At 60.2% G+C, this 12,485-nt stretch carries 10 protein-coding genes; 3 read left to right on the top strand and 7 right to left on the bottom strand.

Going from position 1 to position 12,485, the window contains the following annotated elements; genetic code table 11:
- Nucleotides 1-80 precede the first annotated feature (80 nt).
- Both betB and betI read right to left on the bottom strand, forming a co-directional pair.
- Nucleotides 81-1,553, bottom strand: a complete 1,473-nt coding sequence (gene betB / locus HRH33_RS25015; protein WP_167417812.1) for a betaine-aldehyde dehydrogenase — start codon at nucleotides 1,551-1,553, stop codon at nucleotides 81-83.
- Nucleotides 1,554-1,662: 109 nt separating this feature from the next.
- Nucleotides 1,663-2,256 carry a transcriptional regulator BetI gene (gene betI / locus HRH33_RS25010; RefSeq protein ID WP_034101198.1) on the bottom strand — a complete coding sequence of 198 codons (594 nt, stop codon included), beginning with the start codon at nucleotides 2,254-2,256 and terminating at the stop codon, nucleotides 1,663-1,665.
- A gap of 387 nt (nucleotides 2,257-2,643) precedes the next feature.
- Here betI and HRH33_RS25005 point away from each other — a divergent pair, with 387 nt between their 5' ends.
- Nucleotides 2,644-4,578, top strand: a complete 1,935-nt coding sequence (locus tag HRH33_RS25005) for a BCCT family transporter (RefSeq protein WP_243269822.1) — start codon at nucleotides 2,644-2,646, stop codon at nucleotides 4,576-4,578.
- A gap of 153 nt (nucleotides 4,579-4,731) precedes the next feature.
- Here HRH33_RS25005 and choV read toward each other — a convergent pair whose 3' ends face one another.
- The 3 genes from choV to HRH33_RS24990 form a co-directional block, all read right to left on the bottom strand.
- Nucleotides 4,732-5,910, bottom strand: a complete 1,179-nt coding sequence (gene choV / locus HRH33_RS25000; RefSeq protein ID WP_034101196.1) for a choline ABC transporter ATP-binding protein — start codon at nucleotides 5,908-5,910, stop codon at nucleotides 4,732-4,734.
- Nucleotides 5,907-6,752 (bottom strand): choline ABC transporter permease subunit, encoded by an 846-nt coding sequence (gene choW / locus HRH33_RS24995; protein ID WP_016972877.1) that lies wholly within the window; start codon nucleotides 6,750-6,752, stop codon nucleotides 5,907-5,909. Before choW ends, choV begins: the two co-directional genes overlap by 4 nt.
- A gap of 69 nt (nucleotides 6,753-6,821) precedes the next feature.
- Entirely contained in the window at nucleotides 6,822-7,769 is a 948-nt protein-coding gene (locus HRH33_RS24990) for a choline ABC transporter substrate-binding protein (RefSeq protein WP_094064264.1), read from the bottom strand.
- 417 nt (nucleotides 7,770-8,186) lie between these two features.
- On the opposite strand from HRH33_RS24990, the gene HRH33_RS24985 reads away from it, so the two are divergent.
- On the top strand, nucleotides 8,187-9,563 hold the full coding sequence (locus HRH33_RS24985; RefSeq protein WP_034101194.1) for an L-serine ammonia-lyase: 1,377 nt from the start codon (nucleotides 8,187-8,189) through the stop codon (nucleotides 9,561-9,563).
- A 718-nt stretch (nucleotides 9,564-10,281) separates the two neighbouring features.
- Nucleotides 10,282-11,385, top strand: a complete 1,104-nt coding sequence (gene gbdR / locus HRH33_RS24980; RefSeq protein ID WP_034139622.1) for a choline metabolism transcriptional regulator GbdR — start codon at nucleotides 10,282-10,284, stop codon at nucleotides 11,383-11,385.
- 95 nt (nucleotides 11,386-11,480) lie between these two features.
- On the opposite strand, the gene HRH33_RS24975 is transcribed toward gbdR, so the two are convergent.
- Complete coding sequence (locus tag HRH33_RS24975) at nucleotides 11,481-11,744, bottom strand: hypothetical protein (protein ID WP_034101191.1); 264 nt, start codon at nucleotides 11,742-11,744, stop codon at nucleotides 11,481-11,483.
- Nucleotides 11,745-11,997: 253 nt separating this feature from the next.
- Complete coding sequence (locus HRH33_RS24970; RefSeq protein ID WP_034101189.1) at nucleotides 11,998-12,474, bottom strand: thioesterase family protein; 477 nt, start codon at nucleotides 12,472-12,474, stop codon at nucleotides 11,998-12,000.
- Between the last annotated feature and the right edge of the window lie 11 nt (nucleotides 12,475-12,485).

Below are 12,485 nucleotides of genomic sequence, written 5' to 3'. Positions count from 1 at the left end.
AAGCTGCAAGAAAGAGCAGCGAGCGGTGTATCTGGGAGGTGCGGCGAGCTTGCAGCTTGAAGCTCGCCGCTTGAGGCTCATCAGAACACTGATGCGTAATCGCCCAGCTCAACCTGTACCGATTTGATGCGGGTGAAGTTGTTCAGCGAGCTGATGCCGTTCTCACGGCCCACACCCGATTGCTTGTAGCCGCCCACCGGCATTTTCGCGTCGGACTCGCCCCAGGCGTTGATCCAGCAGATGCCCGCTTCCAGTTGATGAATCACGCGGTGGGCGCGGTTCAGGTCCTTGGTCACCAGACCCGCGGCCAGGCCGAAGTCGGTGTCGTTGGCGCGGCGGATCACTTCTTCTTCGGTCTCGTAGGTGAGGATGCTCATCACTGGGCCGAAGATTTCTTCACGCACGATGGTCATGTCGTCGGTGCAGTCGGTGAACACGGTCGGTGCCACGAATGCGCCTTTGGCGAAGTCGCCATCGGTCAGGCGATCGCCGCCGCACAGCAGGCGTGCGCCTTGCTCTTTGCCCTTGGCGATGTAGCCCAACACGCTTTCCATATGGGCAAAGCTGACCAGCGGGCCGAAGTTGGTGTTCTCGTCTTCCGGGTTGCCGATGCGGATGCGCGCCACGCGCTCGACGATCTTGGCTTCGAACGCCGCTTGCAGGTGCTTGGGCACGAACACGCGCGTGCCGTTGGTGCAGACCTGACCAGAGCTGTAGAAGTTGGCCATCATGGCGGTGTCGGCGGCGCGATCCAGGTCGGCGTCGTCGAAGATGATCAGCGGGGACTTGCCGCCCAGTTCCATGGTGACGTCTTTGAGCGAGGAACTCGACGCGCTGGCCATGACTTTCTTGCCGGTGTCGGTGCCGCCGGTGAACGAGACTTTTTCGATGCGCGGGTGCTCGGTCAGCCAGGTGCCGACTTCACGGCCACTGCCGGTCAGGACGTTGAACACACCGGCGGGAACACCGGCTTCGGTGTAGATTTCGGCCAGTTTCAGGGTGGTCAGCGAGGTGACTTCGCTCGGCTTGAAGATCATCGCGTTGCCGGCGGCCAGGGCCGGGGCGGATTTCCACAGGGCGATCTGGATCGGGTAGTTCCACGCACCGATACCGGCGACCACGCCCAGCGGTTCGCGGCGGGTGTAGACGAAGGAAGTGTCGCGCAGCGGGATCTGCTCGCCTTCGATGGCCGGCACCAGGCCTGCGTAGTATTCCAGCACGTCGGCGCCGGTAACGATGTCGACGTACTTGGTTTCGGAGAAGGCTTTACCGGTGTCCAGGGTTTCCAGGGCGGCCAGCTCATCGTTGCGCTCGCGCAGGATGTCGACGGCACGACGCAGGATGCGCGAGCGCTCCATGGCAGTCATTGCGGCCCAGATTTTCTGGCCTTTTTCAGCGCTGACCACGGCACGTTCAACGTCTTCTTTCGTTGCACGTTGCACTTGGGCGAGAACTTCACCGTTAGCCGGGTTGATGGCTTCGAAAGTGACATCGCTGCCAGCGTCGCTGTAGCCGCCGTCAATGTAGAGTTTTTGCAGGTCGAAACGGGCCATAAAGTCCTCGCAAGTGCATAAGTGGTTGGCGTTACCCGCCGACAGTGGGCCATGAGGGTGTGGCATCACTGCGCGGCGGACGTTCAGGGGTTGAGCATTTATAAGGGCTCTAACTCACCTGCTTGGCCAATTGGAAATCCATGTATTCGTAAGCGATGCGTTGCGCCTGCTCCGTGTCGAAAGCGTCTCCCGACAGAGCGCCGCGCAACCACAAACCGTCGATCAACGCCGCCAGGCCGCGAGCCGCGCTGCGGGCTTCGGGCAGCGGCAGCGCTCGGCGGAACTGGCAGCACAGGTTGGAATACAGACGTTGATCGTTGATCCGCTGCAACCTGTGCAATGACGGGTGATGCATGCTGGCGGCCCAGAAGGCCAGCCAGGTTTTCATTGCCGGGCCATTGACCTGGCTGGCGTCGAAGTTGCCTCCGATGATCACCTGAATGTGTGCCCGTGGGCTGTCATCCTTCAGCGCAAGCCTGCGCTCGTAGACGTTCTCGATCAGCACATTCATCAAGTACCGCATCGTTGCGGCGATCAGGCCGTTCTTGTCTTGAAAGTAGTGACTGATGATGCCGTTCGATACACCGGCCAGACGGGCGATCAGCGCAATGCTGGCGTCTGCCATCCCCACTTGATCGATGGCCGTCAACGTGGCTTCGATCAACTGTTGGCGGCGTATGGGTTGCATACCGACCTTGGGCATGTAGCACGTCTCCTTAGGCCTGCCGGCGGGCGATCACGTCCATCGGCTTGAAGGCCAGTCTATTTTGTTTTGATTGAACGTTCAATCAACAAAGAATAAGCTCTGCGACAAATCGTCGCTGCTGGCAGGTTTTCAGCCCGTTCTGACAGCGACATCTGACACCTGGAACATCCCTGGAAGGGCCCGCTCAAGGGCCTGCCGCCGCTTTCGCGGGGGCGGGGATTTTCGGGGTGTCTTTATAACACCCGTCCGTCGACTGCCGAAAAATCGATGTCCCGGGATAACCGTTGCCTTGTGTTTCTCTCTCGCACTGCCCGGAGCATCTGCGCCATGAGTTCTGCCTCTCTTATAAAGACCCCGCCGGAAAAGGTCCGGGTCAACGGTTGGGTGTTTTACACCTCCACCGCGCTGATTCTGTTGTTGACCGCTGTCCTGATCGCCGCCCCGCAGGAGGCCGGGCGCATGCTTGGGGTCGCCCAGGCGTGGCTGTCCAAAAGCTTTGGCTGGTACTACATGGTAGTCATCGCCGCTTACCTGGTGTTTGTGGTGGGGCTGGCGTTTTCGTCCTACGGCAAATTGAAACTGGGCAGCAAGGACGACACCCCGGACTTCAGCTACGGCGCCTGGGCCGGCATGTTGTTCTCCTCGGGGATCGGCATTTCGCTGCTGTACTTCGGCGCTTCGGAGCCGCTGGACCATTACTTCAACCCGCCCGAAGGCGTGGCCGGCAGCAACCTGGCCGCGCGCCAGGCGCTGCAACTGACCTTTCTGCACTGGGGCCTGCACGGCTGGGCGATCTACGCCCTCGTCGGCCTGGCCGTGGCGTACTTCGCCTACCGGCATAACCAGCCGCTGGCCTTGCGCTCGGCGTTGTACCCGCTGGTGGGCGAGCGCTGGGTGAAGGGCGCGGCCGGCCACGCGGTGGACGGTTTCGGCATGTTCGTGACCCTGCTGGGCCTGGTGACCAACCTGGGCATCGGCGCGATGCAGGTGTCGTCCGGCCTGGAAAACCTGTTCGGCATGCAGCACAGCAACACCAACCTGCTGATCGTGATCATCGTGATGAGCACCGTGGCGACCATCGCCGCCGTGTCGGGGGTGGAGAACGGTATCCGTCGTTTGTCCAACCTCAACATCGTGCTGTTCAGCGGTTTGCTGATCTTTGTGTTGTTGTTCGGCCCGACCCTGCACCTGCTCAACGGCTTCGTGCAGAACATCGGCGATTACATGAACGGCCTGGTGTTGAAAACCTTCGACCTGTACGTCTACGAAGGCGACGGTGCCAAGACCGAACGCTGGATGGGCCTGTGGACTCTGTTCTACTGGGCCTGGTGGATTTCCTGGGCGCCATTCGTAGGCATGTTCATCGCGCGGATTTCCCGTGGCCGTACGGTGCGTGAACTGGTGGCGGGCGTACTGTTGATTCCGCTGGGCTTTACCCTGGCGTGGTTGTCGATCTTCGGTAACTCGGCGCTGGACCTGGTGCTGAACCATGGCGCGGTGGAGTTGGGCAAGACGGCGTTGGAACAGCCGTCCATGGCGATCTACCAATTGCTGGAGTACTACCCAGCGTCGAAAGTCGTGATTGGTGTGTCGATCTTTGTCGGCTTTGTACTGTTCCTGACCCCGGCGGATTCCGGCGCGGTGATGATGGCCAACCTTTCCTGCAAAGGCGGCAACGTAGATGAAGATGCGCCGCACTGGCTGCGGATCTTCTGGTCGGCGGTGATCACCCTGGTGACCATCGGCCTGCTGTTCGCCGGTAACTTCGAAGCCATGCAGACCATGGTGGTGCTGGCGGGGCTGCCGTTCTCGGTGGTGCTGATTTTCTTTATGTTCGGTTTGCACAAGGCCATGCGTCAGGACGTGGCGGTCGAACAGGAGCAGGCGCAACTGGCCGAACGTGGGCGTCGTGGCTTCAGCGAGCGTTTGACCGCACTGGATTTGCAACCGAGCCAGGCCACGGTGCAGCGCTTTATGGACAAGCACGTCACCCCGGCCTTGGAAGAAGCGGCGACTGCGCTGCGTGAACAAGGTTTGCAAGTGCAGACACTGTTGGGCAAGTCCAAGCGCTGCATCGGTGTGCGCATCGAGATGGAAGAGGGCAATCCGTTCGTTTATGAGGTGAGCCTGGATGCTTACTCGTCGGCGCCCAACGATGTGCCCGAAGAAGAGCGCACGCGCTATTACCGTGCCGAGGTCTACCTGCACAACGGGCCTCAGGAATACGACCTGATGGGCTTCACCCCGGAGCAAATCACCCGGGATGTGCTCGATCAGTTTGAAAGCCATCGGCAGCTCCTTGGCCGTGTCTATAGCTGATGCGTTGAAAGCCCGGTGGTGTCACTGACCCCACTGGGGCAAAAAATGTGGGAGGGGGCTTGCCCCCGATTGCAGTGTGTCAGTCAGTCCGTCTGTTACTGATCCACCGCTATCGGGGGCAAGCCCCCTCCCACCGTTGTTTTGCAGTGTGTGCTAGCCCAGGTTTTTGCCCAGCAGGGCATGGTAGAGCTCACTGTCGCCGAGGATCCCCACCACCTGGTTGTTGTCATGCAACACCAGCTTGTTACCCGTCTGATAACGAATCTGCAGCGCATCACGCATGCCGATATTCGAATCCACCAAGGTCGGTACGCGGCCCAGACCTTCCACCGGTTGCCCCGGTGCCCAGTTCTGCAGGTTCATCACCGCACCGTTCTGGCGGGCGCCCTGGATAGTGTTGCCTTCGGCCAGGTCCAGCCACGAGTCGCCGCTCGGGTCCAGGCACACCGAACCGTTGACGCGCTTGCAGTTGTCCAGGGTGCGCATCAGGCTACGGCCGCACAGCACGTTCAGCGGGTTGGTGTGGGCGACGAAGGTGCGCACATAGTCGTCCGCCGGGTTCAGCACGATCTCTTCCGGCACGCTGTACTGGATGATCTTGCCGTCCTTCATGATCGCAATACGGCTACCCAGTTTGAGCGCCTCGTCCAGGTCATGGCTGACGAATACGATGGTTTTGCTCAGCTTGCGTTGCAGTTCCAGCAACTCGTCCTGCAGGCCTTGGCGGATCAGCGGGTCGAGGGCGGAGAAAGGTTCGTCCATCAGCAGGATGTCGGCGTCCATCGCCAGGGCGCGGGCCAGGCCGACGCGCTGCTGCATGCCGCCGGACAACTCGTCGGGCTTCTTGTTGCGCCACTGGGCCAGGCCCACCAGTTCGAGCTTTTCGTCCACCAGCTTGCGCCGTTCTTTTTCCGGACGGCCCTGCATTTCCAGGCCGAAGCTGATGTTCTCGCGCACCGTCAGCCAGGGCATCAGGGCGAACTTCTGGAACACCATGGCGATGCGCTTGGTGCGCATCATTTTCAGCTCAGCGTCGGTGCAGGAAGCGATGTCGATCTGCCGACCTTCATGCTCCACGAACAGCTGCCCGCGGCTGACGGTGTTGAGGCCGTTGATGCAGCGCAGCAGGCTGGATTTGCCGGAGCCCGACAGGCCCATCAGCACGCAGATCTCGCCTTTTTCGATATCCAGGCTGGCCTTTTCAACGCCGACAATCTGCCCGGTCTTTTTCAGAATCTCGTTACGGCTCATGCCCTGGTCCAGCAGCTTGAGCGCTTCGCGTGGGTCTTTGGAGAAGATCACGTCGACTTTGTCGAATCGGATAATGCTCATGCATCACCCCCTACTTTGGCATCGGGTTGTTTGCAGATGCGGTCGAGCATGATGGCCAGCAATACGATCGCCAGGCCCGCTTCAAAGCCCAGGGCGATGTCGGCGGTGTTGAGTGCGTTGACCACCGGCTTACCGAGGCCGTCGGCACCCACCAGGGCCGCGATCACCACCATCGACAACGACAGCATGATGCATTGGGTAATGCCGGCGGCAATGCTCGGCATGGCGTGTGGCAGTTCAATGCGCGAGAGCAATTGACGGCGCGAGCAGCCGAAGGCTTTGCCGGCGTCCATCAACTCTTGCGGTACATCACGGATGCCCAGGTAAGTCAGACGGATCGGCGCGGCAATCGCGAACACCACCGTGGAAATCAGCCCAGGCACCACACCCAGCCCGAAGAGGGTCAGGGTAGGGATGAGGTAGACGAAGGTCGGTACGGTCTGCATCAGATCGAGCACCGGCCGCATCATGGTGTAGAACAACGGTTTGTGCGCGGCAACAATGCCCAGCGGCACACCGATGACCACGCAGACCAGGGTGGCGAACAGCACCTGCGCGAGGGTTTCCATGGTTTCCTGCCAGTACCCCAGGTTGAGGATCAGCAGGAAGGAGGCGATGACAAAAACCGTCAGGCCCCATTTACGTTGAATAAAGTGAGCCAGCAGCGCAATCAGACCGATCAATGCCAGCGGATTGAACCAGGTCAGCGCAAACGTCACGCCGTGGATCATCGTTTCCAGTGTCGATGCGATTGCGTCGAAGTAGTTGGCGCCGTGTTGGGTCAACCATTCGACGAAGGCAGCGATGTACTGGCCTAGTGGGATTTTCTGTTCAGTCAGCATGGTAGTGAATGTCCACATGCGAAGGGGAAAACATCCCGGGGCAGCGCACCGCCCCGGGGTCAGCGGGTGTTATTTGGCGAGGTAGGCTTTGACGGCCTCAAGGCCGGGTTTGCCGTCGACGGTGGTAACGCCGGCGAGCCAGGTGTCGAGCACTTGCGGGTTTTTCTGCAGCCAGGCTTTGGCGGCGGCGTCGGGCTTCATCTTGTCGTCCAGGACATTGCCCATCAGCGTGCTTTCCATGTTCAGGGTGAACACCAGGTTTTTCAGCAACTGGCCCACGTTGCTGCATTCCTGGGTGTAGCCCTTGCGCACGTTGGTGTAGATGGTGGCCTGGCCGTAGTTGGGGCCGAACGAATCGTCACCGCCGGTCAGGTACTTCATCTTGAAGCGGGTGTTCATCGGATGCGGTTCCCAGCCGAGGAACACGATGGCCTGGTCACGCTTGGTAGACCGTTCCACTTGGGACAGCATGCCGGCTTCGCTGGATTCGACCACTTTGAAGCCTGCGTCTTTCAAGCCGAACGCGTTCTTGTCGATCAGGGTCTGGATGGTGCGGTTGCCGTCGTTACCCGGTTCGATGCCGTAGATCTTCCCGCCCAGTTGGTCCTTGAACTTGGCAATGTCTGCGAAGTCTTTAAGGCCTTTTTCGTACAGCGCCTCGGGCACCGCCAGGGTGTACTTGGCGTTTTCCAGGTTGGCGCGCACGGTTTCCACGGTGCCGGCATCACGGTACGGCTTGATGTCGTTTTCCATGGTCGGCATCCAGTTGCCGAGGAACACATCCATGTTCTTGCCGTCGGCCAGGGACTTGTAGGTCACGGGTACCGAAATCATCGTGGTTTTGGTCTTGTAGCCCAGGGCCTTGAGGATTTCGCTGGTGGTCGCGGTGGTGACGGTGATGTCGGTCCAGCCGACATCGGAGAAGTTGACGGTCTTGCACTGTTCCGGTTCTGCCGCGTGCGCCAGGACTGGCAGACTCAGCATGGCGGCCAACAACAACGAGGGTGAAGCTTTCATGAGGCTAGACTCCTGTGTTTTTTCTGGCGGCATCTGCCGCGCTTTATTCAGTGTTGCGGTTGGAGCGTGCGATGACAGCTCTGGCACGGTGCCTTGCAAACGAGTCGGAACTGATCATGTACCAGTGAAAATCTGACGCCTACAGGGGGCGTCGTATCCAGTACAGGCAGGGTCGTATCCAGTGTTGGTGACGTCGTTTACAGGTTTTTACCAGGGCAAAACTGCTGTTTTTGCCCGTCTGCACCGTTAAAAACGGCCAAAACAGGTGATCACATGCAAGCGACGCTGGTGAGCATGGTTACGTCGGTGTGAGACGCCGAGGCAGCGAATAAAACCTTGATGATGCCGCCATCTGGGCGATCTGAGCGTAGCACCTCGTTCGAGCCCGGCCCGTGCTTATCGAGGAGTTTCACGTTAATGGCTATCAGCGTTTTCGACCTGTTCAAGATCGGCATCGGGCCTTCGAGTTCGCACACCGTCGGCCCTATGCGCGCCGCAGCGTTGTTCGTTCAAGCACTGCGTGAACGTGAGTGGTTGGAACGGGTGCGGCGTGTCGAAGTTCAGCTGTATGGCTCGTTGTCGGCCACCGGCATCGGCCATGGCAGCGACACGGCCACCATCATGGGCTTGATGGGCGAGTGGCCCGACGCGATCGACCCGTCGCAGATCGCCGGTCGCATCAGCACCCTGCGCGAAACCGACACACTGCTGCTCGACGGGCGCTTGCCGGTGCCCTTCGTCTGGGCCCGGGACATGCGCCTGCTGGACGAAAACCTGCCGTTCCACCCCAACGCCATGACACTGGTGGCGTACGGCGATGACGGTGAGCTGCACCGCGACACTTACTACTCGGTAGGCGGCGGTTTTGTGGTGGATGAAGCCCAGGCGCAAAGCGGTGTGGCGGACATGGACCGCACTGAGTTGCCTTACGATTTTTCCAGCGCTGTTGAGCTGTTGCAGCTGTGTAACACCCACCAGTTGCGCGTCGCTGAATTGATGATGGCCAATGAAAAGGTGTGGCGTTCCGAAGAAGAAATCCGCAGCGGCCTGATGAAGCTTTGGCACGCCATGCAGGATTGCGTGGAGCAGGGCCTCAAGCATGAAGGCATCTTGCCTGGCGGCCTCAACGTACGCCGCCGCGCCGCCAAGTTGCACCGTAGCCTGCAGGAATTGAACAAGCCCAATGTGATCGGCTCAACCTTGAGCGCCATGGAATGGGTCAACCTGTTTGCCCTGGCCGTCAACGAAGAAAACGCTGCCGGTGGGCGCATGGTCACTGCCCCTACCAACGGTGCGGCGGGGATCATCCCGGCAGTGCTGCACTACTTTATGAAGTTCAGCGAAGAGGTCACCGAAGCCAACGTGGTCGACTACCTGCTCGGTGCGGCGGCGGTGGGGATTCTGTGTAAGAAGAACGCCTCCATCTCCGGTGCCGAAGTGGGCTGTCAGGGCGAGGTGGGTTCTGCCTGCGCAATGGCGGCGGCCGGCCTGGCGGAGATCCTCGGCGCCACGCCGGAGCAACTGTGCAACGCCGCCGAAATCGGCCTGGAACACAACCTCGGCCTGACCTGCGACCCAGTGGGCGGGTTGGTGCAGGTGCCGTGCATCGAGCGCAACGCGATTGCAGCGGTCAAGGCGATCAACGCGGCGCAAATGGCCCTGCGCGGCGACGGCCAGCACTTTATCTCCCTGGACCGGGTGATCCGCACCATGCGCGATACCGGGGCGGATATGCATGACAAGTACAAAGAAACGTCGCGGGGTGGGTTGGCGGTAAGCGCGGTCGAGTGTTAAGACCCAGCCGCCTGCATCGGGGGCAAGCCCCCTCCCACCCTTGACCGGGTTCACAAATCAGAATGTGGGAGAGGGCAAGCTCCTGCCCACCCTTGGCTGTGTTTACAAATCAGAATGTGGGATAGGGCAAGTTCCTTCCCACTGTTGACTGTGTTCACAAATCAGAATTGGGAGGGGGCAAGCTCCTGCCCACCCTTGGCTGTGTTCACAAATCAGAATGTGGGAGAGGGCAAGCTCCATCCCACTCTGTGACTGTGTTCACCAATTTAAATGTGGGAGGGGGCTTGCCCCCGATAGCGGCAGTTCAAACAAAACTGCTCAAAAAGTGAACACCAGCATCCCAACGCGCCACCTTTTAGCGCGTCGCAAACAGATAAGTAGCTCACGAACGATTTTCCCTCCGACCATCCGTCCCCCGTGCGTGTGGTGACAGACTTTTCCTACGCGCTGAAAGCGCCTTCCCACAAGTGCTACCGAACTGCTCACACCCCTTGAGGGTTGCCCCTTCTATGCCCCTTCCCGGGCATATTCCGTACTCTACGCAAGGGCTATATAGACGCGTCAGCAGGTCGTTTTCAGGATTTATTGAATAGGTATTCAAGTTTAGGCACGGCAATTGCTCTATCCATTCAAAGCCTCTCACCTTGTCCGGATGAAGAGCGCCATAACAAGAGCCTCGCCTGAGGCCATCACCTGCTTTGTGTGAGGAGATACCGCGATGACGTCGTTCAACTCAGGGGCCCAACCCCAGAACCGTGCGCCTCAATCCATCGGCTTTTTGCTGCTGGACAATTTCACGCTGATTTCCCTGGCGTCCGCAGTGGAACCATTGCGCATGGCCAACCAGCTGTCCGGCCGTGAGCTGTACCGCTGGACCACACTGAGTGTCGACGGCAACCAGGTCTGGGCCAGCGATGGCTTGCAAATCACCCCTGACGCGGCCATGCACAAAGCCCCGGTGCTGGACACCGTGATCGTGTGCGGCGGCGTGGGCATCCAGCGCACCGTTACCCGTGAACATGTGTCATGGCTGCAAAGCCAAGCGCGCCAGTCCCGTCGCCTCGGCGCGGTGTGCACCGGCAGTTGGGCGCTGGCGTGTGCCGGCCTGCTGGACGGTTTCGATTGCAGCGTGCACTGGGAATGCCTGGCGTCGATGCAGGAAGCCTTCCCCCGTGTGTCCATGAGCACGCGCCTGTTTACCCTCGACCGCAACCGCTTCACCAGTTCCGGCGGCACCGCGCCGTTGGACATGATGCTGCACCTGATCAGCCGCGATCACGGCCGTGAACTGTCGGCGGCGATCTCCGAGATGTTCGTGTACGAACGCATCCGCAACGAACAAGACCACCAGCGCGTTCCGCTCAAGCACATGCTCGGCACCAACCAGCCGAAACTGCAGGAAATCGTCGCGCTGATGGAAGCCAACCTGGAAGAACCCATCGACCTGGACGAACTGGCGGTCTACGTCGCCGTATCCCGGCGTCAACTGGAGCGGCTGTTCCAGAAGTACCTGCACTGTTCGCCGTCGCGTTACTACCTCAAGTTGCGCCTGATCCGTGCGCGGCAGTTGCTCAAGCAAACACCGATGTCGATCATCGAAGTGGCCTCGGTGTGCGGGTTCGTCTCCACGCCGCACTTCTCCAAGTGCTACCGCGAATACTTCGGCATCCCGCCACGGGATGAGCGCGTCGGTTCCAACACCACCCAACAAGTGGCGATGATGCCGATTCCGCAGGCGCTGGTGTTGTCACCGTTGTCGGGGCCGATGTCGGCATTGAGCCAGGCGCGCAATGAGTCGACGTTTGCCAGTGTAAGGCTCTAGACCGAGGCGTCTGTATCGGGGGCAAGCCCCCTCCCACATTTTGATTTGTGAACACAGTCAAAGGTAGGAGGGGGCTTGCCCCCGATAGCCATCGGTCAGGCCCCAGAGTTCTGCTTGAACTGCATCAACGCCGGCAACAACTGCTTATCGATAGCCTGACGCACCGCCGGCAAAATCGTCGCGCTGCCGCCGTACATCCGCTCGACCATGCCCTTGAGCGCCTTGGCCCGTGCTTCGCTCAAACCGCGTACCGCGCACTCACACGCCTGCTCGGCGCTGGCGCCGCTGGATACTTCGAAACCCAGCGAGCGCAACTGGCTCAGCAGGTCATCCTGGTCAATCAAATCCGCGTGCATCATGACGTTTATCCTGGTTAGGGGAGCGGGGATCTGCCTGGATTCTGGTAGCCCCCGACGCCATCGGCAAGGGCGTGTGGCCCGGATGGCTTAGATGGCTATGAACAGGTCGTTTTCGGGCCACTTGCCGGCTGCACTAATCGGCACACTGGCCTCAGCAAGCAGCTTGAAGGTTTGGTCACCCTCGAAATGCATCGCTCTCACAAGGCCTCCTCTGCCCCGATCCTGTCACGGCTGGATCGGGGCTTTTTTTGCGCTATTTCTTCGGTGGCAAACCGATCACGCGTCCGAGCAGCGCCGGGGGCGGCAGGTCGGCTTGCTCGGTGCGGATGGCCGCGATTTTCTCCAGCGTCGCCTGGGTAAACGGCGCCGCGTGCGGCCCGGCCAGGTCGACGTGCAGCAGCATCTGTTCGTTGCCGGCCAGTGCCTGCTCATCCCCAACCCGATGCAGGCTGTGATACAGGTGCAGGCGCTTGGCGTCATGGGCGATCAGTTGGGTCTGCACTTGCACCTCGGCGCCAAGTTTCACTTCATGCAGGTAGTTCAGGTGCAACTCCAGAGTGAACAGCGAATGGCCGCTGGCTGCGCGGTTTTCACTGTCCAGGCCGAGGGTGTCCATCAACGCGTCGGTGGCGTAGCTGAAGATCAGCAGGTAGAACGCGTCGCGCAGGTGGCCGTTGTAGTCCACCCAATCGGGCTGGATCTGTGTGGTGTAGGTGGTCAGTGCGGGCATTGTCTGCATTC

Origin of the sequence: Pseudomonas rhodesiae, from assembly GCF_013285305.1 — a bacterium.
GTDB classification, from domain to species: Bacteria; Pseudomonadota; Gammaproteobacteria; order Pseudomonadales; family Pseudomonadaceae; genus Aquipseudomonas; species Aquipseudomonas rhodesiae.
Note: the sequence above shows the minus strand (reverse complement) of the source record. Positions and strands in the feature narration are given on the sequence as shown.

Coding starts and splice junctions, on each gene's coding strand:
- HRH33_RS24970 (WP_034101189.1), bottom strand. CDS start 12,474: ATGCCCGCACTGACCACCTACACCACACAGATCCAGCCCGATTGGGTG.
- HRH33_RS24990 (WP_094064264.1), bottom strand. CDS start 7,769: ATGAAAGCTTCACCCTCGTTGTTGTTGGCCGCCATGCTGAGTCTGCCA.
- HRH33_RS24975 (WP_034101191.1), bottom strand. CDS start 11,744: ATGATGCACGCGGATTTGATTGACCAGGATGACCTGCTGAGCCAGTTG.
- choW (WP_016972877.1), bottom strand. CDS start 6,752: ATGCTGACTGAACAGAAAATCCCACTAGGCCAGTACATCGCTGCCTTC.
- choV (WP_034101196.1), bottom strand. CDS start 5,910: ATGAGCATTATCCGATTCGACAAAGTCGACGTGATCTTCTCCAAAGAC.
- betB (WP_167417812.1), bottom strand. CDS start 1,553: ATGGCCCGTTTCGACCTGCAAAAACTCTACATTGACGGCGGCTACAGC.
- gbdR (WP_034139622.1), top strand. CDS start 10,282: ATGACGTCGTTCAACTCAGGGGCCCAACCCCAGAACCGTGCGCCTCAA.
- betI (WP_034101198.1), bottom strand. CDS start 2,256: ATGCCCAAGGTCGGTATGCAACCCATACGCCGCCAACAGTTGATCGAA.
- HRH33_RS24985 (WP_034101194.1), top strand. CDS start 8,187: ATGGCTATCAGCGTTTTCGACCTGTTCAAGATCGGCATCGGGCCTTCG.